Origin of the sequence: Methylobacterium mesophilicum SR1.6/6 (assembly GCF_000364445.2) — a bacterium.
In the GTDB taxonomy this organism is placed as follows: Bacteria; Pseudomonadota; Alphaproteobacteria; order Rhizobiales; family Beijerinckiaceae; genus Methylobacterium; species Methylobacterium mesophilicum_A.
In genome coordinates, this window is the sequence record NZ_CP043538.1 from 288532 (window position 1) to 312984 (window position 24453).

Consider the following 24453-nt stretch of genomic DNA (forward strand, 5'->3'; position numbering starts at 1 on the left):
CTGTCCCGGGCGCAGCCGCGCCGTACGGAAGGCCGCCCATACGTCTCTGGCTCAGCGATCAGCTGTTGATGCCAAAACAGACGACGGCGGGATCGCTCGCGCATCCCCGGAGCCGCGCGACATCGTCGTTCGCGGCCCCGCTGAGCAGGGCCTTGCACTTGGATGGCGAACGCGATCGGGTTGAAGATGAGGCTGTGAGCTGAAGGGGCGAACGTAATCCTCGCCGGGCCTTTCGAATTTGCGCACAGGTGAGGTCGGCTCTTCTGCGATCGGCCCCCAAGACCATGGCGCGCCTCGCGGAACCGTCGCAGCGACCACCGAGACATGCACGGCCTTGTAAATCTCACAGACGCGCTGCGGTTCGGCTAGGGTTGGTTTAAATATTTAACTCCATCCGAAGCAGAGCAAGATCTGATCTCGACGCTTCTGGATCGGGAATGAGTTTATAGCCGTCATCGAAATTCTGTCTTCGAAGTGGTGTGGAGGAGACTGCGCCGAATCCGACGCGTTCATAGTGCCTGATCGCCTTCACGTTTTCGGACAGGACATGCAGGTAAAATTTCTTGATGCTCATGGACTCGGATGCCCAGCCGATCAATGCAAGCTGGGCATGCTGCATGAAAGATTTATGTTTCACATCTTCGCTGCGTATGACGTTATCGAGCTCGGCGGATTCGCCTGATATATGTGCGAGACCGAAATTTCCCACGAACCTGTCGTACTCCTTCAGCAGGAACAACACACGGGTGTTGTCGGGAAGGTATATGGTTTGAAGATATCGCTTGGTCGAGTCTAGGGTCGGATTGAAGACTGTAAGAAATCGATCCCTGTGATTCGAGCGCCACTTGCAAAGCATTGCCACGGTGTCATGTTCCGAGGCGATGTCGCGGGTGATAAGACAAAGTTCACCGATCCTCTCGCCGGCCGGGGACAAGATCCGATAAGGATTCCACGGCACGGCGCCGCATTTCAGGCGCGCCACGAAATTTCCTTCTGGAGATGTCGACATCGGTTCCTCGCCGCCTCGATCCTGCAGAATTGGCTTTGTCGATCCCTGCTCGTCGAAGCGCATACACGACGGTATCGCTCCAGATCCCTCGGGCGGAAGCGGCGCGCCGGGCAGTCACATCAGGAGGGACCTTGGGCCATCTCGCCTTAGGCCGGCTGCACCGCACTCAACCGGTCCGATCACGCGAGCCGGATGGGGCAGCCACTTCGGCATCTGGACCGGACGCGAAGGCGGCCCGAAGCGCCGAAGCATCGGAACAGGCCGCCCGTCGTGAGCCTTCTTCCGAAGTCATTGTGATCGATCGGGCGAGACGATCCATCATTTGGGTCGTCCGCTCCGTATACTCATCCCCGCGCGCCTGAGGCCCCGTTACGCAGATCGCCTTGACCAGCAAATGGGTTTGCAGGCCGGGGTCATGGCTGCGCGCTGAATGCTCGAGACGTTTTCATCGACGATAATCCGACGCCGTTGTGGGCGATATTCGGTCGATTGGAGTAGATTAATCTTGTTTCCGGATCAGGTATCCGCCGGGAGAGCTGGAGAACACGAGTTTTCCGTTAATGGTCGGATCGGGTTCGAAGCGATCCGTCTCATCAAGGTAGGCCTGCAACGCCGCGCGTGGTTCGTTTCCCGGATGCCAGATCTTGGAGCGCTTGCGCGGCGTCTGGGAAGCCTCGAGATGGCCGAGCACTGTGTCGGCCACCACGAGGTACTGACCTGGCGTCACCAGGGGACCGTAGGTGCGCAACTCGTCCAGCACGTGATCGCGGCTGTGATCGCTGTCGAGGACCACCATGACCGAAGCGCCTGCCGGTATGGCCTCGCGCACCCGCCGCAGCGTGTCGTCGGCCGTGGCAGGCCCTTCGATCAGTTCGACGCGCCCGGCCATCGGATGCGTCTCGATCGCCGCACGGTTGTGCGCCCGAATGTCGATGTCGACGCCGATGACTTTGCCCTTGCCGATGAGCTGCAGGATCGCGGCCATAAAGATGACCGAGCCGCCCCGGGCGACGCCGGTCTCGATGATCACGTCGGGCTTCGTGGCCCAGATCACCTCCTGCGTCGCCATGACGTCGGCGGGGTGCTGGATGATCGGCAGCCCGAGGAAGCTCCAGAGATAGGTGTAATCGTAGGCATCCACCGCGAGCAGCGCCTCGACGGTCTGCGTGAAGACGGCTTGGTCGCGACCGAGCGCGAGGCACATCGCGCGTTTGTGGTCCTCGAACGCTGTCCGGTCGTCTGTGGTCATGGCTCTGCCCCCTTCCCTGCGTGGCTGTCGGCGTGCTGTCCTGTGTCCGCGCCAGCGTACGTCGTGGCCAGTCCCAGAATCTCGGCGAGCGCGGCACAGACCGTCCCGACCGTCTCCTCGGTCATGGCGTAGCCGGAGGGCAGGTTGAGGCCGCGCCCGGCGATACGCTGGCCGGCATCCTCCGGACGCACGAACCGCGTTGCCTCGCGGCGTTCCTGGAAGGCCGGAAGCCCGGAGAGCGGTGAGAAGAACGGGCGCGTGTCGATGTTGCGCCGGTCGAACTCCGCCATCAGGACGAACTTGTCGAGGCCGAAGGTCTCGTCGATGATGATCGTGTTCATCCAGAAGGAGTTCTCGATGCCCGGCGGCTCGGCATTGAGCGTGACGCCCGCGAGACCGCCGAGGCGCGCCTTGTACCAGCCGAACAGACGGCGCTTGTAGGCGATGAGCGCGTCGATGCGCTCCATCTGCGCGACGCCGAGTGCGGCCGTCACCGCGTTCATGCGGTACTTGAACGCGATCTCCGTGTTGAGAAAGAACCGGTCGCCGGGGGCGCGGCCGTGGTCGCGCAGGCGGAGAACGCGGGCGGCCAGGTCATCATCGTCGGTGACGAGCATGCCGCCCTCGCCCGTCGCCACCGTCTTCGAGCCGTGGAAACTGAACGCGGCCGCGTCGCCGAAGCTGCCGGCCTGACGTCCGTCGTGGCGCGAGCCGATCGCCTCGGCCGCATCCTCGATGAGGTGGAGCCCATGGCGGCGCGCGAGAGCCCGCAGAGCCTCCCAGTCGCACAGGGACCCGTAGAGATCGACGCCGAGGATCGCCTTGGTGCGCGGGCCGATCGCCGCCTCGACCGCCGCCGGATCGAGGCACCACGTGTCCGGACGGATGTCGACGAGGACGGGCTCCGCGCCCACGTAGGTGACCGGCGCCACGGAGGCGATCCAGGTCACGTCGGGGACGATGACCTCGTCACCCGCACCGATCCCCAGCGCCGCCAGGATCAGGTGCAGGGCGGCGGTGGCGTGCGGGACGCTGATCGCGTGGCGTACGCCGACATAGTCGGCGAGCATGCGTTCGAATCGGTCGTTGTAGGCGTAGTGATTGCCGTACCAGGCGGTCCGGGCGGCCTCCGCGGCCAGCTCCGCCTCCCGATCGGTGATGGACGGCCCCGCCACGGGGATGCGCTGCGGCGCGATGATCATCGGTCTGCTGCCTTTGGAGGATGGTGGGGCGCCGATGCCGCGCTAGGCCGGAAGGTAGAGGGTGGCGGTGAGTTCGGTCTCGCTGACCACGAGATTCGGAAGGTAGCCGAGTTCCAGGCAAGTGTTCCGATCCGCCTCCCGGGCGATGAACAGGATCGTGCTGTCCCGGGGCGCGTCTTGCGGCGGGGCGGCGCTCGCGGCGAGGGTGATGCGCTCCTCCAGCCCCACGTGGCGCAGCAGCGGCATGAGGTGTTCGGTCTGCTCGACCCCGACGAGGTCCAAGCGGTCGATGCCCCCCACCGTGTTGGCGAAGTGGGCCAGCTTCTGCATGATCACAAGGAGCGGGAGGCGATCGAGCCCGGGGATGTTCTGGATGTACGCCGGGTTTTGCAGGTTCAGCCGGCAGACCAGATCGTAGGCGTTCAGGTAATGGCCGCGCTCGATCCAGAGCCGGGCCGCGACGCGCATCCGCTCCACGATGAAGCCATCCATCATGTCCCGGACGGCGGGGCGGCTCTCGACCTTCAGCGTGGCGCCGCGGCGGCGCAGCATGGCGTGAAGGAAGTATTCGAGGCCGCCCCGGTAGTTGTCCCAATCGGTCATCGCCTGATCGATTCCGGCCTGTCCCCGGCTCGGACGGACCGGCGACCTGAGCACCGACCTGTAGAAGGGGCGCCGCCGGAAGGCGATCGGGCCAAGAGCCAGATTGTCGGCGAGGAAGACGAACGGATAGAAACAGAACCGCGGCCAAGTAAGGATGCGACGCGCCGCGTCGGCGCGGAAGATCACGATTTCCGGGAAGATGTGGCGCCCGACGATCAGGTTGAAGACGTCCTCCTCCTGCCCCGGGCCGTACACGGCATCCTGCCCGATCTCGAAGAAGTTGCCGCGCGACTGCTTGTCGATATCGTCGTAGAGCTGCCAGGGGGCGTAGAGGGCACAAATCTCAGGGTTGGATCGCAGGAAGTTCAGGGCTTCCGTAATCGCCTCGGGGATGAGGAGGTCGTCGTCGGCGAGGTAGATGACGTAGCGCCCCTGGGCACGGTGATAGACGGTGAGGACGTTCGGGCCGCCGCCCATGTTCTCCCTTTGCCGGAAGTAGCGGATCGGCAGGCCGAGATCGGCGTGCCGCCGCACCACCGCCTCGGTGTCATCCGTCGAGGCGTTGTCCGAGATGACGATCTCGTAGGCGAACGGGAAGCTCCAGCTCGCTGCGGCCTGCTTCAGGAGATAGTCGAGGAAGTCGGCCCGGTTGTAGGTCGGGATGCAGATACTGAGCAGGATCTCGGACACGGCATCGATCTCGGAAGCTTGGCCGGAACCGCAAATTCCGGCGAGGGCGGTTCTCAGTCGAGGAAGTCGGGCGCCTCGGCATCGCGCGGGGCGATGACGTCGGGCGTCGCGGGCCAGCGGATGCCGAAAGCCGGATCGTTCCAGCGGGCAACGCGGGCAAGACCTGCGTCGTAGACCTCGGACATCAGGTAGAGGAGTTCGCAATCGTCCCCCAACGTCAGGAAGCCGTGCGCGCAGCCCTCCGGAATGTAGACGGCGTTGCGGCGATCGGCGTCGAGTTCCACGGCGGTCCAGCGGCGGAAGCTCGGCGAATCCGGTCGCAGGTCGACCGCCACATCGTAGGCCCGCCCGCGCGTCGCCCGGATCAGCTTCGCCTCCGCCCGCGGTGCCGCCTGGACGTGCAGGCCCCGCAGCGTCCGGGCCCGCCTGTTCCAGGACAGGTTCATGTGCGGGAAGTGCGTGGCGAGGCCGTGGGCCGCGAAGGCCTCGGCGCAGAAGGTCCGGGCGAAGAGGCCGCGGTCGTCGGCGATGGGCTCGAGCTCGATCCGCATCACGCCCGCAATCTCGGTCGGGATGATCCTCATGGCATCCTCGGGGCCATCCCGGCGTCCATTACGGCAGCACCGTCAGTTCGGGCACCGGGATGACGAAGCGGCCGCCCCACGCGCGCACCTCCGGGATGGAGGCCACGACCTCGTCGCGGATGTTCCAGGGCAGGATGAGCACGTAATCGGGCCGGGTCTCGCGCAGGCGTTCCGGCGGGTGGATCGGCAGGCGGCTGCCGGGCAGGAGCAGGCCCTGCTTGTGCGGGTTCCGGTCGACCACGTAGGCGATGAGATCCCGCGTGACACCGCAGACGTTGAGCAGGGTGTTGCCCTTGGCGGCCGCACCGTAGGCGGCCACGCTGCGGCCCTCCGTCCTGGCAGAGCGCAGGAAGGCCAGGAGCCCGTCGCGGATCGGCGCGACCCGCCCCTGGAAGCGTTCGTAGGGGCCATCGGTGTCGAGGCCCGCGGCGGCTTCCTCGGCCCGGACCCGGGCGAGGCCCGGGCCCGATGGGTGCATCCCCGAGCCGTTGCGGCAGGCGAGGATGCGCAGGCTGCCGCCGTGGGTCGACCATTCCTCGACGTCGAACACCCGCAGACTGTGCGCCGCGAAGACGCGCTCCACTGCCAGCAGGGACAGGTAGTAGAAGTGCTCGTGGTAGATCGTGTCGAACTGGGCCTCCGCGATCAGCCGCAGCAGATGCGGGACCTCGATGCTGATGACGCCGTCGGGCTTCACAAGGTGCGCCAGCCCGGCCACGAAATCGTTGATGTCGGGCACGTGGGCCAGCACGTTGTTGGCCACGACGAGGTCGGCGGCCCGGTCCTCCATCACCAACTCGTCCGCCGTCCCCCGGCCGAAGAACCGGACCAATGTCGGGACACCGGCGGCGGTCGCTGCGGCGGCGACGTTCGCGGCGGGCTCGACGCCGAGCACGGGAATGCCCGCCGCCAGGAAGTGGCGCAGCAGGTAGCCGTCGTTGCTCGCCACCTCGACCACCTGCGAGGCGGCACTCAGGCCGAAACGCGCCTGCGCCATGGCGGCAAAGCGCCCGGCATGGGCGACCCAGCTTTCGCTGTAGGAGGAAAAATAGGCATAGTGGCTGAAGATCGCGTCCGGCGAGGCGACCGCCTCAGCCTGGACGAGGCGGCAGGCCTCACAGACCATCACGCGCAGCGGATAGTGCGGATCCGGCTCGGTGGCGCGCTCCGGCGGCACGAAAGCGTTCGCCAGCGGCGTCTGGCCAAGATCGCAGAAGCGCAGCCGCAACGGCGCGTCGCAGAAGCGGCATGCCTCGACGGCGCGCTGCAGGGCTGGTCCGCTCATGCCCAGATCTTCCAGGGCGCGTGACCAGAATTCCATAGATCCTCGAGCTGGATGCGCTCCCGCAGCGTGTCCATGGGGCGCCAGAACCCGTCGTGGCGGTAAGCCGAGAGCTGGTTGTTCTCGGTCAGCCACTCCAGCGGCCCCGCCTCCCAGACCGTGTGATCGTCTTCGATCAAGTCCAGGACCTCCGGCTGCAGCACGAAGAAGCCGCCGTTGATGCGCTGACTGTCGGCTGTCGGCTTCTCGACGAAGGCGGCGACCCGGTCACCCTCGACCACGGCGGAGCCGAAGCGCCCGGGCGCGGCGACCGCGCACATCGTGGCCATACGGCCCTGGGCCCGATGGAACGCCACCTCCGTGGCAACATCGATGTCGCCGACGCTGTCGCCATAGGTCATGCAGAAGGTCTCGCCGGGCTCCAGATAGGGCCGGATCCGCCTGAGGCGGCCGCCCGTCATGGTGTCGATGCCGGTGTCGATGACGCTGACGCGCCAGTCCGGCACGTCGCCCTGATGGTAGATCGCGCTGTTGCTCGCGAGATCGACCGTGATGTCGCTGTGATGGAGGATCAGATTCAGGAAATACTCCTTGATCTGGAAACCCTTGTAACCGGCGCAGATGATGAAGTCCTTGAAACCGTGATGCGCGTAGATGCTCATGATATGCCAGAGGATCGGCTTGTCGCCGATCTCGACGAGCGGCTTCGGCCGCAGAACGGTTTCTTCGGCCAGGCGCGAGCCGCGCCCGCCTGCAAGAATGACGACCTTCACGTCCGATCTCCCCGAACGCCGGATCGAACCCGCGCCCGATCCAACGCGTCGGGCGCGGACCGCCGATCCGTCTGGCCTATGGCCGGCCTCAATGGTGCCGAGCCGTCTGAGCAGCGCCGACGCAAAACCCTACAACGCCCAAGCTTGTGTGGAGCTATTCAGGCCGCGATCGCCTGAAGCGTCGGGTCCGGGTTTGCAGAGACGCCGATAGGCGCTGATCTGTTCATCGACGAGGTCGCGCGCCCGCACGGCGCCCGCGCTGTGGCGCCGATACCAGTCCATGGTCAGGCGGACGCTGTCGCTGAAGCCCAGCATAGGCCGCCAGCCGAGCCGTGCGTCGGCCTTGGCGGTGTCGAGCTTCAGGATACCGGCTTCAGCCAGCTCCGAAGGCTGGACCCGAAGGTCCGTCCTCTCCTTGCCCCAGACGCCGAGCGCCTCCTCGACCAAGCGTCCGACGGCGACCTCGCTTTCTCGGGCCGGACCGAAGTTCCAGGCGCCGGCGGCGCCGTCGTCGCCCGCGAGCAACCGGTCGCCCAGCATCAGATAGCCACGGACCAGTTCGAGGACGTGCTGCCAGGGTCGGATCGCACCGGGATTGCGCAGCACGAGCGGCTCCCCCGTCTCGATAGCCCGGACCAGATCGGGTACGAGGCGATCCTGCGACCAGTCACCGCCTCCGATGACGTTGCCGCCGCGCGCCGTCGCGATCCGCAGCCGCCCGGGCGCCAGGGCTTGGCGGTAGCTCGCCGCCACGATCTCGGCCGCCGCCTTGCTGGCGCTGTAGGGATCCTTGCCACCAAGCGGATCGTTCTCGCGATAGCCCCAGACCCATTCCCGGTTCTCGTAGCATTTGTCGGACGTGACACAGACGAAGGCGCGCACCGATTCGACGCTGCGCGCCGCCTCGAGCACGTGCGCGGTACCCATCACGTTGACCGCGAAGGTGCCGAGCGGATCCGCGTAGGAGCGGCGCACCAGCGCCTGGGCCGCGAGGTGGAACACGATCTGCGGGCGAAACGCCGCGACGGCGTCCTGAACGACCTGCGGATCGCGGATGTCGGCCATCACGCAGCCCATGCGGGACGCGAGATCGAGCGCCTCGAACAGATTCGGCCGTCCTGGCTCAGGGGCAAGGGCCAGGCCCATGACTTCGGCGCCATCCGCCAGGAGCCATGAGGCGAGCCACGCGCCCTTGAAGCCGGTGTGGCCCGTGACGAGGACACGAATGCCGCTATAGCTCCCGATCATGATCCCCTGTTCCGGAAACGGATTCGTCCGACGCGGTCCCGCCTGAGATGAGCGCGCCTCGCCGTTCGGCACGAGACTCCGGGCGGCATCGTGGACTTGCGGCCGGGCTCATGCAAGCCGAATGGTGCGGTAACCGCCGATACGCTTCGACCGCATCCCGGTCTTGCCTATGCAGGATGAAGAATTCGTTCATCGAAGTCGCGGATTGGCCATAAAGACACCCCAACAGTCCTGATATTATGCGCGGTATAGTTGTTATATCGAAAGATATAATGCGTATTTACTGAGATGCTCTGATTTAATTATAATATAGGTGACGAACTAAATACGCATGAAGCATTATTCGAGGTCTGGACTGAGATACTGATCGCGGGTGGAATGTGCAGGTCGCTCTGGCGGGGCAGTGGACGCTCGCGGGCGCACCAGGGAGCGCATGAATCCGCCGTGTCCGATCTGTCCAGCCGGTTCCCCGAGAGCTGTGAGTGTCCACGTCGCCGCCGACCAAGATGGGGCTCCCGGCCTTCGTTAAAGCGGAGATCCGCCTGCGCGGTGGCTTTCGAACGCGCGAGCCGAATGTCCGCTGATCGGATAACGCCGCGATGGCGCGACGTCCGCGGCCGCTCGATCAAGGGTCCGGCCGATCCGTGGACCGACCTCGCAGAGACCGACGTGTCGCTGGCGTGAGCCGGCGCACGGATCGGCGGCGATGCGCGCCGCCTACCGCGCGTCGTGGCTTGGGCTGCGTCGCGCTGATCTCACGCTGGGCCGGCCTGCTCCACCATGGCTGCGGCGGCTGCCGTCAGCCCCCACCGGACGAGATCCTGAGCCTCCTGCGCCGACTTGGCTTCCGCGTAGCAGCGCAGCTCAGGCGCGTTGCCGGAGGCGCGGAAGTGGATGGTCCGCCCGCCGTCGAGTTCGATCCTGATGCCGTCCTGCTGATCGACCGAACCCGGCGAACCCACCGGCCTCAGGAAGGCGATGCGAAACCCTTCGTCGCGGAGGCGATCCAGGAATGCGCCGCTGCGCTCCGACGGCGTGTTGGGGAGCCGGTCGCTCGCCATCTCCCCGGCATCGAGCGACAGGACCAGTTCGGCCAGGGAGCGGCCCGCGGCCCGCGCCGCGGCCAGCGTGGCCAGGATCGGCAGCAGGGCGTCCCGCGTCGGCAGGGCCGGAAGCACCCGGCCGCCGATCGTGACGTCCGATCCGAGCAGGAAGCCTCCATTCGCCTCGAAGCCGACGACAGGACCGGACCCGGCCCGCCGCGCCTGTTCCATGCCGGCGATGACGAAGGGGGAGCCGACCTTGGTGCGCACCACCTTCTTGAAGCCGCCGGACTGCTCGAGGGCCGAGCCGGCGGTGACCGGGACCACGACCGTGTCGGCGCCGAGGAACCGGGCGGTGATGAGGCCGAGCACGTCGCCGCGCAGGATCCGGCCGGCACCGTCCGCGATGAGGGGGCGGTCGGCGTCCCCGTCGGTGGTCACGAGCGCGTCGAACGCGCCGGAAGCCATGACGTCGCGGATGAAGGCGATGTCCTCTGGCCGATGCGCCTCGGTATCGATGGGGACGAAGGTCTGCGATCGGCCGATCGGCGTCACCGCCCCGCCGAACTGGCCGAGCAGGTCCGTCAGGAGATCGCGCGCGACCGAACTCTGCTGATAGACCGCGATCCGCAAACCCTTCAGGATCTCGGGTACGAAGGCCTCGCCGTAGCGTCGACGGTAGCGCGCGATGGCGTCGGGCTCCGGCGTGGCGGGGGCTGGCGTTGCCGTCGCCGCATCGGTGTCCGCGACCGCCTCCAGGGCGGCGAGGATGGCGGCCTCGTCGGTTTTGGTGATCTCGCCGTCAGGGCGGTAGAACTTCAGGCCGTTGCGGTCCTCGGGGATGTGGCTACCCGTGACCATCACCGCGTGGGCACCGCGCCGCATCGCTTCGAGGGCGAGGGCCGGGGTCGGCAGGGCGCCGCAATCGACCGCCGCGAAACCGCACGCTGCGGCGGCGGTCGCCACCGTCGCGGCGATGCCCGGGGAGCTGTCGCGCAGGTCGCGCCCGATCACGACTGTGCGACCGCCCTCCCCCGCAGGGACCGACCGGAAGAACGCGCAGGCATAGCGGTAGCTCGGCCTACCGACGAGATCGGTCACGAGACCCCGCAAGCCACTCGTGCCGAATTTCAGACTGCTCACGGCGTTCCCGCTGACCCCCGGCGCAGCGACGCGCCCCGCGGCGATTGATGCCGCGAATCGTGCGCCATCACAACGCCCGGACGATCACGGATGGCGGTGCGGGCGGTGGCTGCCCCTGTTCCGGCGGAGGCCTTTGCGCCGCGCAGGCGCGCGCCGCGGCTCCCGGCGTGTGACCCCGTGGCGGCCCACGAACGACCGGCCGCCCCGGACGGGGCCGTCAGGCGTTGAGCCGCTTGTACACCTCGATCGCGTCGTCGACGTCCTCGTAGACGATTGCGCGCCCGTTGAGCAGGACGAGGCCGTGGGTGCACCACTGGCGGATCGTCTCCATCGAGTGCGAGATCATGATGATGTCGGCGTTCTTGCAGCGCTGGGCGAAGACCTCGTCGCAGCGCTTGGAGAAGCGGGCGTCGCCCACCGAGGTGATCTCGTCGATCAGGTAGCAGTCGAACGGGATCGCCATGCTCATGCCGAAGGCGAGGCGCGCGCCCATGCCCGACGAGTAGGTGTAGATCGGCGCCTCGAGGTAGCTGCCGAGTTCCGAGAAATCCTCGACGAAATCGAGCACCTTGCGGGGGTCCTCCCCGTAGATCCGGGCGACGAACATGACGTTGTCGCGCCCCGTCATCTTCGGATGGAAGCCGCCCGCGAAGCCGAGCGGCCAGGAAACGCGCCGGTCGCGGCGGATCTTCCCCCTCGAGGCGTCCTCGGTCCCGGCGATGAGGCGCATCGTGGTCGACTTGCCGGCGCCGTTGATGCCGAGGATGCCGTAGGAGATGCCCGGCTTCAGGGTGAACGACGCCTGGTCGAGGATGATGCGCGGGTGACCGTTGGTCCGGTAGATCTTGGTGACTTTCTCGAAACGGATCACGGGGACCGCTCTCCCGACACACGGCAGGCCATCGACGGCCCTCGGCGCCGCGCTAGCGCGCGAAGGTGGCCAAACTTGGGGGCTTCCTCCTGTTGGCCAGTCCCGGGCCATCCCGGGCCGCGGCGCCGGGACCCCCACGGACATGCTTTTGCCGTCTGGCGGTGTGAGAGGCTTCGCAGGCCTCGGCGCCGCCATGATCGCGGGCCGAGCGGGTCCGCGACCCCGTCCGAAGCCGCTGAAGCCGGGAAGCAGACGATGAACATGGAGATCCGGCAAACCGGGGGTAAGCCGCTCAAGGTCTCGGACCGGCAGCGGGCGATCACCGACGCGCTGCAGCAGTTCACGCGCCTGACGAGCGTGATGGACCGGAAGAAAGGTGTCCGGTCCTATCAGAGCCACGTCAAGGACGACCCGTGGATGCCGATCCTGTTCGTGATCTGCTTCGTGCTGCCGGTCGCGCTCGGCGCCCTGTATTACGGCCTCATCGTCTCCGATCGATACGTCACCGAGACCCAGTTCGCGATCCGGCCGGCGGTCGGCTCGGCCGAGAAGGCCGCGCCGGACGAAGTGGGGACCAATGCCGGCACCGTGAGCTCGACGATCGCCCAGGACAGCCTGATCACGCTGGAATATGTCCACAGCCGGCCGTTGCTGGAGGCGATCGAGGCTGAGCTGCCCGTCCGTGACTGGTTCAGCCGCGACAGCATCGACTACTTCTCCCGCCTCAACCCCGATAAGCCCATCGAGAAGCGCCTGCGCTACTGGCGCCACCGGGTGGCTGTCGATGTCGATTCGACCTCAGGAATCATGTGGCTCTCGGTCGAGGCGTTCGATCCGGGCGAGTCGCTGGCCATCACCCAGGCCATCCTGAAGGCCGCCGACGCGATGGTGAATGGCCTCAGTGCCCGGGCGCGTGAGGATGCCGTCGCCGAGAGCGCGCGCGAGCTGACGCGCGCCGAGGAGCGCGTTCGCACGATCAGCGCGGCCCTGACCGATCTGCGCAACCGGGCGGGCGTACTCGACGCCGTGAAATCCAATGAGGCCAATCTCGCCACGATCGCGCAGCTGCGCAACACGCGGGTGAACCTCGCGGTCCAGCTCGCGGTCGGGCAGCGCGATCTCGGCCCGGCCGCCCGCAATATCATCGACATCAAGCAGCAGATCGCCGATCTCGATGCCAATATCGCGCGCCTCCAGCGGGAAAGCGCCGGCGCCGCGCCGGAGCAGAAGCGCCAGCTCTCGAGCGCGCTCACGCAGTTCGAGGCCCTCGAGACCGAGCGGAAGAGCGCGGAAAAATATTACGAGTCGGTGCGCAAGGCCAACGAGCACGCGCGCATCATCGCGGCGCGTCAGGTCGAGTATCTCAGCCCGGTCGTCGTGCCTGTGAAGGCGGAATCCTCCACCGAGCCGCGGAGAGCCCTGATGATCAGCCTGATCACCGCGGGCTCGGCCGTGCTGTTCGCGGCGGCGCTGTTCGCGCGCAAGCTCATGGTCAGCTAAGGGGCGCGCTCTGGCCGGCTCGTAGGGCGGGGGCGACCGCCCTGGCGCGGGTCTGCGCACCGGCCGGAGACCGCGGGACCGGCGAAGGCGCGCCGTCGGTGGCCACGCTCTTCGGGATCGTCGGGCCGGCGCGGCGATCGGCCGGGGGAAAGCGGGACGGCCGCGGATCGCCCGTCGGATCAAGGCTTGAAACAATCCCGTATCCGGGCGCGACCGCAGATCCGCCGCGTCCCTCGACGAGCCGTCGCTACTCTTCGGAGCCCAGAACCTTGCGCGCTTCCTCCAGCAGGACGACGTGCTGCACGGCGGCGGGACCGTCATCGGGGATCGACCGGCTCGCTTCGGCGATCAGGGTCCTGAACTTCCTGCGATCAAGGCCGCCCCAGCCGGTGCTGGCCAGAACGGCGGACAGGACGATCTGCATCGCCTCCACGCGGAAATCCGCCTCCTTGATCTGGTCGAAGAACGGGGCTGCCGGATGGTCCCGGCTGTCCAGCGCGGCCGGCAGCTGTCTCAACTGCTGTGACAGTTCCAGGATCGTCAGATCCATCAGGTTCCTGCGCGCGACCTGGAGTTCGGCGGCCCCGATCGGCTCCCTGCCCTTGCGCAGCCAGGCGTAGAACTCCGTGGCTTCCGCCTCGGCGATCTCCTCGACGCGCAGATCCAGGTGGCCCATCGCCGCCAGTTCCAGAAGCATCAGTCGGAAGCTCGACGGCACGAAGATCCAGTTGTGGGCGTCGACGTATTCCGGCCGCGCGGCGAGGCCGAGCTGCGCCTGCGCCTGATCGAACGGCATGGAGAGGACACCCTCCCGGACATCGTCGACACGCCAGCCCGGTGCGCCGCCCTTGTGGACCGTCCGCATCACGGCCTCGAAGTGGGTGCGGGCGTCGTGGCGGGAGCGCTTCTCCAGGAAGGCGGCCAGGGCATCGCCCGTGCTGGAGGGATGGCGATAGAAGTCGAAACACTTCCGCTTGTCCGGCACCGCGAGGATGACGACCCCGTCCGGCCGGATCAGCGTCTCGGCGGCCTTGAGGAAGGTGACCACGTCGGTGGTGTGCTCGATGACGTGGCTGGCGATGAAGGCGTCGAACGTGCCGTGCTGATCGACGGGCACCGCATCCGCCAGGGAGCCGCCCTGCCAGACGAAATCCACCTCCTCGATCCGGGCCGTGTCGACGCCCTCGTGGGCCGTGTACTTGGCCACGAGATTGTCGCGGGACGCGTGATCGATGACGAAGGTGTTCCAGCCGTCCCGCTTCGGCGCGAGCGGGTTGAAGCTCGGCCCGACCTCGACGAGGCGGGCATCCTTGGTCAGCGATCGCAGAAGGCGTCGTGTCCGGTCCATGCACACCCACTCCTAGCTGCGGTGGGAGGTACACAAACAGCCCGTGCAGGTCACGGGGCTTCGCGTATGGCTCGACTGCGCGTCGTGCAGCCGTGGCGCGACAGAACGGGGGACGGCACAGGCCGCGCCGTTCCCTGCTGCAGCGTACAGACGCACGCGACCCTCCGGAAACCGCAGACACCATCACGCAGGTTGAGGGATCTGCCTGGACCGCGTTCGATCGTGGCATGACCTCGCGGACCGAATGCCCGTTCAAATCGTGAGGAAATGCTGGACGAGATTATCGGCCCGGCACCAACGGCGCGAACAGTCATCACGATTTTGTTAGCGCTGGGCGATCAACAATCGATGATTTACGAGCGAACAAAAGGCAAATTTACTTGTCATAGCTGCGGACGCGTTTAATGAATGTAATAATGGAAGCGCCATCGAGGTGATCCGGATGGTGGCGGCGGGCCGGCGCGGCCCGCTCCCGGTAAAACTTCCTTCAACGTGGCGTTGTGGTTACACCGTCGATCACGAAATCGTGTACGCTCTCCCTCAAGGTCAAAGGCATCGAGAGGCAAGCTTTGAAACAGCCGGGCGGCGCAAGCGATGATCGCAATCTGACTTGGCAGACCCTGCAGCCGCGCGAGTCTCGTTGGCGCGCGCTTGGTCAGCGGCCCGTCATCGCATGGCTTACCGGACTGTCCGGTGCAGGCAAGTCTTCGATCGCTATGGCTGTCGATCGTGCTTTGACCGGCGCGGGGCGCGCCACCATGGTGCTCGATGGAGATAATCTCCGACATGGCCTCAACAAAGATCTCAATTTTACTGAAGACGATCGCATCGAGAATATTCGGCGGACCGCAGAGGTGGCGAGACTCATGGCAGAGGCTGGCCTCGTGACAATCGTCTCGCTGATCTCGCCATTCCGTGTGGAGCGAGACGCGGCACGGGCAACGGCAGGCGATATTCCCTTCCTCGAAATCTTCGTCGATACGCCCCTGAAGCTCTGCGAGGCGCGAGATCCGAAGGGCCTCTACGTTCGCGCGAGATCCGGCGAGATCCCCAATTTCACCGGTGTTTCCGCACCCTACGAAGCACCTCTGGGGCCGGATCTGGTCCTGGCCACGGCGGGCCGCCACGTCGCCGCCTCGGCACAACCCTTGATTGACGTCCTGCTGCGGTTAAGCGCCCAGCGCAACCCATCGGCCAAATCAGTCAATGCGCAAGTGAGTAGCCTATCCTCATCAGGAATATGATCTTGATTCTGAGAATATTGTATCGGCATGGCTTTCGGTGAAAGAGTTCATCTCGTAATCCACGTCGGTCCGCACAAGACCGGAACGACATCCATCCAGAAAATGTTGTTGTCTCAGTCCAGCAAAGAGGATTGCGGTTTTACATATCCCTTGCTCTGCGGCGACGAGATCGGGCAGCACACGTTCGCGCAATCGGCCTGCTCTCCTGAGCGGCCGGCCTGTCAGAGGATGCTGGCCGTTCTCAAGACCGTGGAAGGCTTGTGTGTCCTGTCCAGCGAGGAATTGTGCTATCTGCCGGCCTCGGGGATACGAAGCCTGCGAGACGCGCTTCCCGACGCGCGCGTCACGATCGCATATTATCAACGCGATATTCTTTCGCTCTTGCAATCCTGGTGGCAGGAAACGGTCAAGCATGGGAGTGTTCGCACCCTGCCGGATTTCGCATTCGGTTGCGTGCTCGCACCCTCTCAGCTGCACCTGCTCGTCCCGGACACCTTGTTGAAGGGCTGGGCATCCTTCTTCGGCCGGGATGCCATCAGGATCGTCCGCTACGACCGCGTCTCCGACGTCGCCAAGCAATTCGCCTCCGATTTCCTCGCTCTCGATCTGCCAGCCGAAGCGCTGGCGTTCAGCAATCCATCTTACGATTATATCGATTGCGAAATGATGCGCTTCTGGAACAGGCAAGGGTTCTGGGGATCAGGCGTCGTTCAGGCGCCGGATTACTTGGACGTGCGGACCGAATTCGCTGAGCGATCGAGCGCCTTCACACGGAATTTCAGCTTGAACTACAGCCGCAGCGCGTTCTCGACGATTGAGGAGATGCTGATTTCACGCTGGGGCGATCGGATTGAAGGCTTCGATGGCGGTCAGCTGTTCGAGGTGCGAGAACGATTGTATTCCTACATCGATCCGGATGTCTGGGCGGCCCATCCTGCCCTGATCGACAAAATGCGCGCGTTCGCACTCCAGAATGCGGCCTTCAGCTGTCCGAAACGCTGATAGACCACGGTCGCCGACCGGGTCGCGATGGAGCATCGAGCGGCCGGGAGCCGCGACGGGGATCGTCACACCTGCGGCATCGGGACAGCTGTGGCGAGGGTAAGGTTGGGTGCCCGCGGGTCGCGACCAGACGCGACCCGCGGAAGCGTTCGCGGAAGCTGTTGCGCAATTCCGGGGTGGCACGCCGCCTCCGTTCTTGCTACCCCACCGCATCCATCTCTGACTCCGCTGCTCGTGCTCGAAGCAGCGCACCACTCTCGCTTGCCATCGAACAAGTCTTTGCGGCCCGGGCGTGCCGCCGGGATGTCGGTTGATCGGCGATCCTGGATCCAGGTTGCTTTCAGCGTGGAACGCTTCTACGGTGAAGAATTCGTTCCAGTCGAGCCATTGTGATAGTGCTTCCATGGTTCGAACCGGGATATCTGTCGTAATCGTAGGCGGAACTTGGCGCGATCCAGGTCGCGACAGGGGACAAGCAGCTTGTCTCCGCTGAATATCGGCGCGCGTGGGTATGGCTCAGACAATCCGGAAGCAGGTTCTGTTCGTCGGAAATTGCAACGCGCATGATCTGTCTCTGGCATTCTCCGCCCTGGATGCTTTGCGCGGTGACTTCGAGTTCCATCATCTGGCCCTGCACGCGACGCCGATCCCCTCTCCGGAGATCAGGCAGATCGCGCAGGACGCGCATGCCGTCTTCATCCAGAACATCGCCGAGGCCGAGCGATTCAAGGAGGAGCACGTTCCCAGCGGCGTCCGGTGCTTCGGCTATCCCAACCTCATGCGGCGGGCGCTGTGGCCGTTCGACGGGCTGGTGTACGGGCGTGACGCCCTCGCCGAGGCCGACGCGGCCAAAGCCGGCTTCATCCGGTTCCCCGACGGGCTCCTCGGCAAGCTGAGAACCGACGTTCCGGATCCCGAGGAGCGCTTCATCGCCTATCGCGACTTGAAGGCGTCCGGCATCAACCGGAACTTCACTCGTCTCCTCGAGATGGAAGACGAGATGCTGACCCACATCGACAGCATCTTCGAATGTCAGCTTGGCCGGTACGTGCGGGAACAGACCCGGACGGACCAGCTCTTCCACTGGCTGGGTCACCCGAGCGGCCTCCTGTACGCCGCCCTGATGGGGTATTGCTGCGCGAAGCTCGATCTTCCCGATGTCAGGCCGCAGCCCGGGGCCGTCGATGGCTGGTCGACCATGCAGGTCCCGGTCCATCCCCGCGTGGCGGAGCAACTCGGACTGGAATGGGCGACGCCTGAGCGGGTCTATACCTACGCACCCCTCGGGCAGGTCACCTGGGAGCAGTACGTGAAGCACTACATCCAGATCCTCGGTTGAGCGGCGGATCCGCCATGAAGGCCGAGGACCTCACCTGGCTGCCGCCGCCGCCGGACGACTGGCGCGACCGCGTCGCGGCCGCCCTGGCGGACGGCGACCGCCAGCGCGCGTGGTCGAGCCTCGTCGCCCTGGCGCGGACGCGGCTCGACTTCGTCCAGACGGCTCGGGTGAACGCCGCGCTCCTGAAGCTGTTTCCGGAGGCACCCGCGCATCTGACCACGCGGCCGGTGCGGCTCGCGGTCCTCGGCTCGGCGACGCAGACGCATCTCTTCCCGGCCCTGCGGGTCGCCGCCCTGCGCCGCGGGATCTGGCTCGCGCTGTATGAGCCGGATTATGGCCAGTACAGGCAGGAACTCGAGGATCCGAGCCCGGAACTCCGGGCGTTCGGGGCCGACACTGTCCTGTTCGCCCTCGACGCGCACCATCTCACGCAGGGCGTGCGGGATCTCGCCGATCTCCAGGCCGCGGACGACGCGGTGGCCCGCTCGGTGGACGGACTCGCGCGCTGCTGGCGCGCCGCCCAGGACCGACTGGGCTGCCGGGTGCTGCAGCAGACCGTGCTGCCGGTCTTCCCGGCCCTGTTCGGCAGCAACGAGCATCGGATGCCCGGGTCACGCCACCGCGCCGTGACGCGCCTGAACGCCCTGATCCGCGACCGGGCAGACGCGGCCGGCGTCGACCTCGTCGCCGTCGACGACGGCGCCGCCCGGTACGGGATCGCGGCCTGGCACAATCCCGTGCTCTGGCACCGGGCCAAGCAGGAGGTCTCGCCGACAGTCTCGCCGCTCTACGGCGAATGGGTCGCCCGGATCCTGGCCGCGCGGCAGGGCCTGTCGGCCAAGTGCCTCGTGTTCGACCTCGACAACACCCTCTGGGGCGGGGTGGTCGGCGACGACGGGCTCGACGGCATCGTCATCGGCAACGGCGACGCTTTGGGCGAGGCCTTCCTGGCGCTCCAGCATTACGGCCTCGATCAGGCCCGGCGCGGCATCCTCCTGGCTGTCTGCTCGAAGAACGACGAGGCGAACGCGCTGGCCCCCTTCGACAGCCATCCGGAAATGGCGTTGCGCCGCAAGGACATTGCCTGCTTCGTCGCCAATTGGGACGACAAGGCCGCCAACATCCGCGCCATCGCCCGGCGGCTCAACATCGGGCTCGACAGCCTCGTCTTCGTCGACGACAACCCCTTCGAGCGCAACCTCGTCCGCACCGAACTCCCGATGGTGGCGGTCCCGGAGGTGCCGGACGATCCGGCCCTGGTCCCGCAATGCCTCGCCGATGCCGGCTATTTCGAGGGCGTGGTCCTGACCGAGGAGGATCGCGACCGCACCGCCCAGTACCGGCAGAACGCCGAACGGGAGGCGGCCCTCGACGGCGCGACCGACATCGCCGCCTACCTGCGCAGCCTCGACATGGTGCTGGCGTGGTCGCATTTCGACACCACGAACCTCGCCCGCATCGTGCAGCTGATCAACAAGACCAATCAGTTCAACCTGACGACGAAGCGCTACGGCGAGGACGAGATCCGCGCCCTCATGGCCGACCCGGAGGCGGTCGGCCTCCACTTCCGCCTGACGGACCGCTTCGGCGACAACGGCCTCATCGCCGTCGTGATCGGCCTCAGGCGCGGCGCCGAGCTCGTCCTGGACACGTGGCTCATGAGCTGCCGGGTGCTCAAGCGGCGGGTCGAGGAGGCGACGCTGGAGGTCATCGCCGCCGAGGCCGAGCGGCTGGGCGCCACGGCGCTAGTCGGCGCGTACCGGCCGACCCCGAAGAACGGCATGGTGCGCGGCCACTACGAGCAACTCGGGTTCCGCCTCGCGGAGGAAGCCGAGGACGGCACCACGCACTGGCGGCTCGACCTGGGCGGCCGTCAGCGCCCCGATCTCCCGATGCAACTGGTGAAGCTGGACCGATGACCGACGACGCAATCTACGCCGGCCTGACCGAGATCTTCCGCGACTTCCTCGCCGACGATACGATCGTGCTGACGCCGGAGACCACGGCCGACGACGTCGAGGGCTGGGATTCGTCGAGCCACATCAACATCCTGCTCGCGGCCGAGGAGCGGTTCGGCGTTCGCATGACCAGCGCCGAGATCGAGAAGCTGACGAGCATCGGCGCCCTGGTCGACCTGATCCGGTCCAAGAACCCGAAACTCTGAACCCCCAGCTCCGAGGTTCGGCCTTGGCCGCCATCGCCGCGCGTACCTTCACCCTCGACGATCAGCACGCCTTCGCGGCGCTGTCGGGGGATTCCAACCCGATGCACCTCGACGCGAAGGCGGCCCGGCGGACGCAGGCGGGGCGCGTGGTGGTGCACGGGGTGCACGCCGTGCTGTGGGCGCTGGACGCCGGCGCCGGGGCGACGCTGGCCGGGCTGGAAACGCTGACGGTGCGCTTCGACCGCATGATCTACGTGGGTGACCGCTGCGAGGTTCACTCCGGCCGCCGCGGCGGCGCGGGCCCCGCGTTCGACATCGTCGTCGGCGACGCGGTCGTCACCCGCATCGACATCGGATCCGGAGGCGGGGCGCCGGTCGCCGCCGAGGCCATCGGGCATGTCTTCGACCGTGCGGCGCGGGCTTCCGCGCTTGAGGCCGCGTTCCCGCGGGCGGCCGCCGCGTTCGGGGCCGGGATGCTCGCCGATCTCGCGGGTCTTTCTCAGCTCGTGGGCATGGTGGAACCGGGCCTGCACTCCATCTTCCGCGGCTTCGCGGTGGCGCGTCAGGACAGCGAGCGCGGCGACACCATGCGGTTCGGCGTGGTTCGCGACGACGAGCGCTTCAACCTCGTCACCCTGGCGGTGCTCGGCCCGGCCTTGCGCGGGCAGGTCGAGGCCTTCCGGCGGGCGCCGCCGGTGGCGCAGCCGGGCGTCGCGGATCTGCGGGGACTGGTGGCGGCCGATGCGTTCGCCGGGCGGTCCGCCCTGGTGGTCGGCGGCTCGCGGGGGCTCGGCGAGTTGACCGCGAAGCTGCTCGCGTTGGGTGGCGCCGCGGTTACGATCACCTACGCCATGGGCGATTCCGAGGCCGCGGCGGTGGCCGAGGAGGTCCGCGCCGCGGGCGGCGCCTGCGACGTCATCCGCCTCGACGTGCGGCAGCCCATCGCCGGCCAGCTCCCCGCGGGCCGTGCCTTCGATCGGCTCTTCTACTTCGCGACGCCGTTCATCTTCGGGAAGCGCGGCAAGGCGCTGGACCTCGCCCTCCTCGACGAGATGATGGGTTTCTACGTGCGCAGCTTCTACGAGGTCTGCGAGGCCCTGCGCCGGACCGGGGATCACCCGATCGGCGTCTTCTACCCGTCGAGCGTCGCCGTCGAGAGCCGGCCGGCCAACATGACGGAGTACGCCATGGCCAAGGCGGCCGGCGAGGTGCTCTGCGCCGACCTGCCCCGGCTCCTCAAGGGCGTGCGCGCGCAGGTGCGCCGGCTGCCGCGCCTGCAGACCGATCAGACGTCGAGCGTCCAGCCGGTCGAGACGGGCTCGGCGGTCGACGAGATGCTGGCGGCCATCCAGAGCCTCGCCTGAGGACGGCGGGACGGCGCCCCCTGCCCCACCCGCGCGAACCGGTCGCCCGCCCTGGGGCGAGCCATCTCGGTGGAGGAGGCTACCGTATCTAGTTGATGCCTTTGGCGCCGCCGTCCTTGCGAGCGCAGCGAAGCAATCCAGTGGCGCGATCCCAGCCGAGGTTGCGCTGCCCTGGGTCGCTTCGCTGCGCTCGGGATGACGGATGGGACGCGTCGACCGGAGCGTTCAATCGGGACCCGTGTCGCCCGCGGCCTCAGGCCCGGCCAGATCGGCGGCGGTCAGGTGCTGCTCGAGATGCGCACGCAGGACGGAATAGTGCTCGACCACCTTGTCGAGCATGGCGGCGTTCGCGGTCCGGACGCGCTCGGAGTCGCGATCGGGCTGGTAATTCATCGCGTAATAGGCCGCGTGCGCCTTCAGCTTGGTCGCCACAAAGGCGGCGTCGGCCGTCCAGTGCGCCTCGTCACGAACCATCTGGAGCCGCCGGGCGATCTCGAGCCATTGCAGGTCGAGCGCGATGCCGCTGCCCATCTGCTTGAACAGGTCGAACGTCGAATCCAGGATTTCGAGGGCGGCTCTCGCGGACAAGGGGGGCGCTCCGGTCAGGACTGCGCGACGATGAGGTCGGGCCGCACGTACCAATCGTCGAACAGGGAGAACTGGCGGAACCGCGGGCGATAGCCGTGGCCGGTGAGCAGATCGTAGATCTTCTCGCGGGTTCCCGAGAAATTATGCTCGACGCTGATCAAAGCGATGTCGTGGCGCGAGAAATCGAAGCTCTGCAGCACGTCGAACTCACCGCCCTCGACGTCGATGCTCATGTAGTCGATCCGCTTCGGCGCCCGCGCCTCCGCGAGGAACCGCGCGAGGGAGATCGTCTCGACGCTGTACTGCCGTCCCTCCTGCCGGAAATGCGCGTGGAAGTCGCTCTCCACGAGGTCCTTCATGCCGGACAACTCGCCGATATCCACCTCGTTGAACTGAACCTCGGCGCCGTCGGTCCTGTAGACGCATTTGTCGCTGATGTAGCAGTCGCGGTTCCTGTACAGCGCCTCGTGCCAAGCCCGAGAAGGCTCCGCGAGGGCACCCTGCCAGCCATACGTCTTCTCGAGGAGGAGCGTGTTGCTGAGGCTCATGCCATCGCAGGCGCCGAACTCCACGAAGTAGCCGTTCCGCTTCTCCTTCAGCTCGTACAGGACCCAGAGATCCTGCAGCAGCTGCGCGTTGGACAGCGGTGCCATCCGGGTGGCGAAGGACAGGAAGTCGAGCTCGGAGCTGAGGATGTGGGGTCCGGCGTCCAGGTTGTCCCTGAATGCGATGACGGCGTTGAACATCGTCAGGAGTTCGACGTCCATGATCCTCGGCTCCAGCCTCTGAGTGGGATTGATCGGCGGCGCGGACGGTCGCGACGGTCAGTCGCGCGCCGATGACAGTGGCGAGGCGATGCGCCCGAGGAGCCTGTTCGAGCCTTCGAGCAGGACCGTGTGCTGGAGGGCGGCGGGGCCGTGGTCCGGGATGGATCGCGCCGCCGTCCGGATCGCGGCCAGGAAGCGCTTCCGGTCGAACCCGAAGGGGCGCAGGCTGCCGGCCAGGGCGTCGACCAGCGTTCCCATCGCCTGGGATCGGGCCTGAGCCACCTCCCGATCGCGCAGGGCCGCGTCGCGCTCGGCCTTGATCAGCGCCAGTTCGAGCTGCTGCCGCTGGATCTGGCGGATGTACTTCGTTTCGATGTCGTGGACGGGTTTCTTTGTCATACGCGTGTGTAGGCCTGGGGCGGACGGCATTCCCCCGGAGGAGACCGAGGATTTCAAGAGCGCGATTCCTCAGGCTCCTATCGGCTGCCTGACATCGTGGTGGCAATCGGCGGTCGCGGGCCGTTGGACAGCAGGACCGTCCCGGCCAAGACCGCTCGAGAACCGAGCGAGGCCGCGCGTTCGTCGCGGAGCGGGACGACCGCGCGGCTTCCGTTCACGCCTGTATCTTGGCCACGACGTGCTTCACCAGAAGCAGGCCGATGCTGGCGGTCGTCAGTGCGAACATGATCACGTAGAGGCAGTCGACCTGGATGCCGGCATAGGGATAGTAGGCGGAGCGCACCCATTCCGCCAGCTGCATGGCCGGGTTGTACTTCATCCAATAGTATATCTTCTCGGGCATGTAGCTCGGAAGGAACATGACGCCGCTGGACACGTACAGGATGATGCTGAACAGCGCGTAGCCGATCAGCCAGCCGGGGAAGAACCCGATGATCGCGACGTTGATGGTGCCGATGCCGATCCCGAGGAGGATGGCGGCGAGATAGCCGCACATGGCGGTGATGGGTTCAGCGGGAATCGGATCGCTGCCGATGACGACGAGGACGGAGGCGACGACGACCAGTGCGAGGAAGCCGGTCACGATCTCCACGAGGATGCGGGCCAGGATGACGTCGAACAGCTTGACCTGCGGATAGTAGGTCAGCGGACGGTTGGCGATCACCGCCTTCATCACCTCGCGGGAGATGTACTGGAAGACGAGAACCGGGACGGCGCCCGAGGCGAAGAACAGGGCCCGGTTGTCCCCAAGCGGGGCCGCCATCTTCTGGAAGGTGTAGATCGCGATCAGCATGAAGACGTGCACACAGGGCCAGAGCACGACCACGCCGTAGCCCCAGATCGAGGCGCCGAACCGCGTTCGCATGTCCCGCAGCATCAGGGCGTGCAGCACGTGCAGATAGGACTCGACCGGAGTCTTCTCTGCCTGAGCCGACGGAAGGGCAGCCATGGATCGACCTCTGGAGTTTCCCCGCCTGCTTC

The 24453-nt window shown here is 66.5% G+C and carries 22 protein-coding genes; 7 read left to right on the top strand and 15 right to left on the bottom strand.

Features of this window, described 5'->3' with window-relative positions; translation table 11 throughout:
• Nucleotides 1-376: 376 nt before the first annotated feature.
• The 10 genes from MMSR116_RS01410 to MMSR116_RS01455 form a co-directional block, all read right to left on the bottom strand.
• A complete protein-coding gene (locus tag MMSR116_RS01410; RefSeq protein ID WP_083920317.1) occupies nt 377-1072 on the bottom strand; it encodes a GNAT family N-acetyltransferase in 696 nt (231 codons plus the stop codon).
• Between the two features lie 436 nt (nt 1073-1508).
• Nucleotides 1509-2258 carry a cephalosporin hydroxylase family protein gene (locus MMSR116_RS01415; protein ID WP_010686738.1) on the bottom strand — a complete coding sequence of 250 codons (750 nt, stop codon included), beginning with the start codon at nt 2256-2258 and terminating at the stop codon, nt 1509-1511.
• Entirely contained in the window at nt 2255-3460 is a 1206-nt protein-coding gene (locus MMSR116_RS01420) for a DegT/DnrJ/EryC1/StrS family aminotransferase (protein ID WP_010686737.1), read from the bottom strand. Before MMSR116_RS01420 ends, MMSR116_RS01415 begins: the two co-directional genes overlap by 4 nt.
• Nucleotides 3461-3502: 42 nt before the next feature.
• Nucleotides 3503-4753 (bottom strand): glycosyltransferase family 2 protein, encoded by a 1251-nt coding sequence (locus tag MMSR116_RS01425; protein ID WP_010686736.1) that lies wholly within the window; start codon nt 4751-4753, stop codon nt 3503-3505.
• Between the two features lie 53 nt (nt 4754-4806).
• Nucleotides 4807-5337 carry a dTDP-4-dehydrorhamnose 3,5-epimerase family protein gene (locus MMSR116_RS01430; RefSeq protein WP_010686735.1) on the bottom strand — a complete coding sequence of 177 codons (531 nt, stop codon included), beginning with the start codon at nt 5335-5337 and terminating at the stop codon, nt 4807-4809.
• A 28-nt stretch (nt 5338-5365) separates the two neighbouring features.
• Entirely contained in the window at nt 5366-6622 is a 1257-nt protein-coding gene (locus tag MMSR116_RS01435) for a class I SAM-dependent methyltransferase (protein ID WP_010686734.1), read from the bottom strand.
• Nucleotides 6619-7392: a glucose-1-phosphate cytidylyltransferase gene (gene rfbF / locus MMSR116_RS01440; protein WP_010686733.1), complete on the bottom strand. Its 774-nt coding sequence runs from the start codon at nt 7390-7392 to the stop codon at nt 6619-6621. Before rfbF ends, MMSR116_RS01435 begins: the two co-directional genes overlap by 4 nt.
• Nucleotides 7393-7521: 129 nt before the next feature.
• Nucleotides 7522-8640 (bottom strand): CDP-glucose 4,6-dehydratase, encoded by a 1119-nt coding sequence (gene rfbG, locus MMSR116_RS01445; RefSeq protein WP_010686732.1) that lies wholly within the window; start codon nt 8638-8640, stop codon nt 7522-7524.
• A gap of 755 nt (nt 8641-9395) precedes the next feature.
• Nucleotides 9396-10826, bottom strand: a complete 1431-nt coding sequence (locus MMSR116_RS01450) for a phosphomannomutase (RefSeq protein WP_039894591.1) — start codon at nt 10824-10826, stop codon at nt 9396-9398.
• 217 nt (nt 10827-11043) lie between these two features.
• The gene (locus MMSR116_RS01455) at nt 11044-11697 is read right to left on the bottom strand and encodes an ABC transporter ATP-binding protein (protein WP_010686730.1); all 654 of its coding nucleotides are present in this window, start codon (nt 11695-11697) and stop codon (nt 11044-11046) included.
• Between the two features lie 255 nt (nt 11698-11952).
• On the opposite strand from MMSR116_RS01455, the gene MMSR116_RS01460 reads away from it, so the two are divergent.
• A complete protein-coding gene (locus tag MMSR116_RS01460) occupies nt 11953-13197 on the top strand; it encodes a capsule polysaccharide transporter (protein WP_010686729.1) in 1245 nt (414 codons plus the stop codon).
• A gap of 247 nt (nt 13198-13444) precedes the next feature.
• On the opposite strand, the gene MMSR116_RS01465 is transcribed toward MMSR116_RS01460, so the two are convergent.
• Nucleotides 13445-14545: a methyltransferase domain-containing protein gene (locus MMSR116_RS01465; protein ID WP_010686728.1), complete on the bottom strand. Its 1101-nt coding sequence runs from the start codon at nt 14543-14545 to the stop codon at nt 13445-13447.
• Nucleotides 14546-15045: 500 nt separating this feature from the next.
• On the opposite strand from MMSR116_RS01465, the gene cysC reads away from it, so the two are divergent.
• The 6 genes from cysC (at nt 15046) to MMSR116_RS01495 (ending at nt 21658) form a co-directional block, all read left to right on the top strand.
• Nucleotides 15046-15789 (top strand): adenylyl-sulfate kinase, encoded by a 744-nt coding sequence (cysC, locus tag MMSR116_RS01470; RefSeq protein WP_158168489.1) that lies wholly within the window; start codon nt 15046-15048, stop codon nt 15787-15789.
• Between the two features lie 27 nt (nt 15790-15816).
• Nucleotides 15817-16791 (top strand): hypothetical protein, encoded by a 975-nt coding sequence (locus tag MMSR116_RS01475; protein ID WP_158168491.1) that lies wholly within the window; start codon nt 15817-15819, stop codon nt 16789-16791.
• 511 nt (nt 16792-17302) lie between these two features.
• Nucleotides 17303-18130 carry a WcbI family polysaccharide biosynthesis putative acetyltransferase gene (locus MMSR116_RS01480; protein ID WP_010686724.1) on the top strand — a complete coding sequence of 276 codons (828 nt, stop codon included), beginning with the start codon at nt 17303-17305 and terminating at the stop codon, nt 18128-18130.
• Between the two features lie 14 nt (nt 18131-18144).
• Nucleotides 18145-20049, top strand: a complete 1905-nt coding sequence (locus tag MMSR116_RS01485) for an HAD-IIIC family phosphatase (protein ID WP_010686723.1) — start codon at nt 18145-18147, stop codon at nt 20047-20049.
• On the top strand, nt 20046-20294 hold the full coding sequence (locus MMSR116_RS01490) for an acyl carrier protein (protein WP_010686722.1): 249 nt from the start codon (nt 20046-20048) through the stop codon (nt 20292-20294). Before MMSR116_RS01485 ends, MMSR116_RS01490 begins: the two co-directional genes overlap by 4 nt.
• A 23-nt stretch (nt 20295-20317) precedes the next feature.
• Nucleotides 20318-21658: an SDR family NAD(P)-dependent oxidoreductase gene (locus MMSR116_RS01495; protein WP_010686721.1), complete on the top strand. Its 1341-nt coding sequence runs from the start codon at nt 20318-20320 to the stop codon at nt 21656-21658.
• Between the two features lie 225 nt (nt 21659-21883).
• Here MMSR116_RS01495 and MMSR116_RS01500 read toward each other — a convergent pair whose 3' ends face one another.
• From MMSR116_RS01500 to MMSR116_RS01515, 4 genes are all read right to left on the bottom strand, one after another.
• The gene (locus MMSR116_RS01500; RefSeq protein WP_010686720.1) at nt 21884-22246 is read right to left on the bottom strand and encodes a hypothetical protein; all 363 of its coding nucleotides are present in this window, start codon (nt 22244-22246) and stop codon (nt 21884-21886) included.
• Nucleotides 22247-22260: 14 nt separating this feature from the next.
• On the bottom strand, nt 22261-23013 hold the full coding sequence (locus MMSR116_RS01505) for an FkbM family methyltransferase (protein ID WP_010686719.1): 753 nt from the start codon (nt 23011-23013) through the stop codon (nt 22261-22263).
• Nucleotides 23014-23070: 57 nt separating this feature from the next.
• Nucleotides 23071-23412 (bottom strand): hypothetical protein, encoded by a 342-nt coding sequence (locus MMSR116_RS01510; protein ID WP_010686718.1) that lies wholly within the window; start codon nt 23410-23412, stop codon nt 23071-23073.
• 214 nt (nt 23413-23626) lie between these two features.
• Nucleotides 23627-24421 (bottom strand): ABC transporter permease, encoded by a 795-nt coding sequence (locus MMSR116_RS01515; RefSeq protein ID WP_010686717.1) that lies wholly within the window; start codon nt 24419-24421, stop codon nt 23627-23629.
• Nucleotides 24422-24453: the final 32 nt, after the last annotated feature.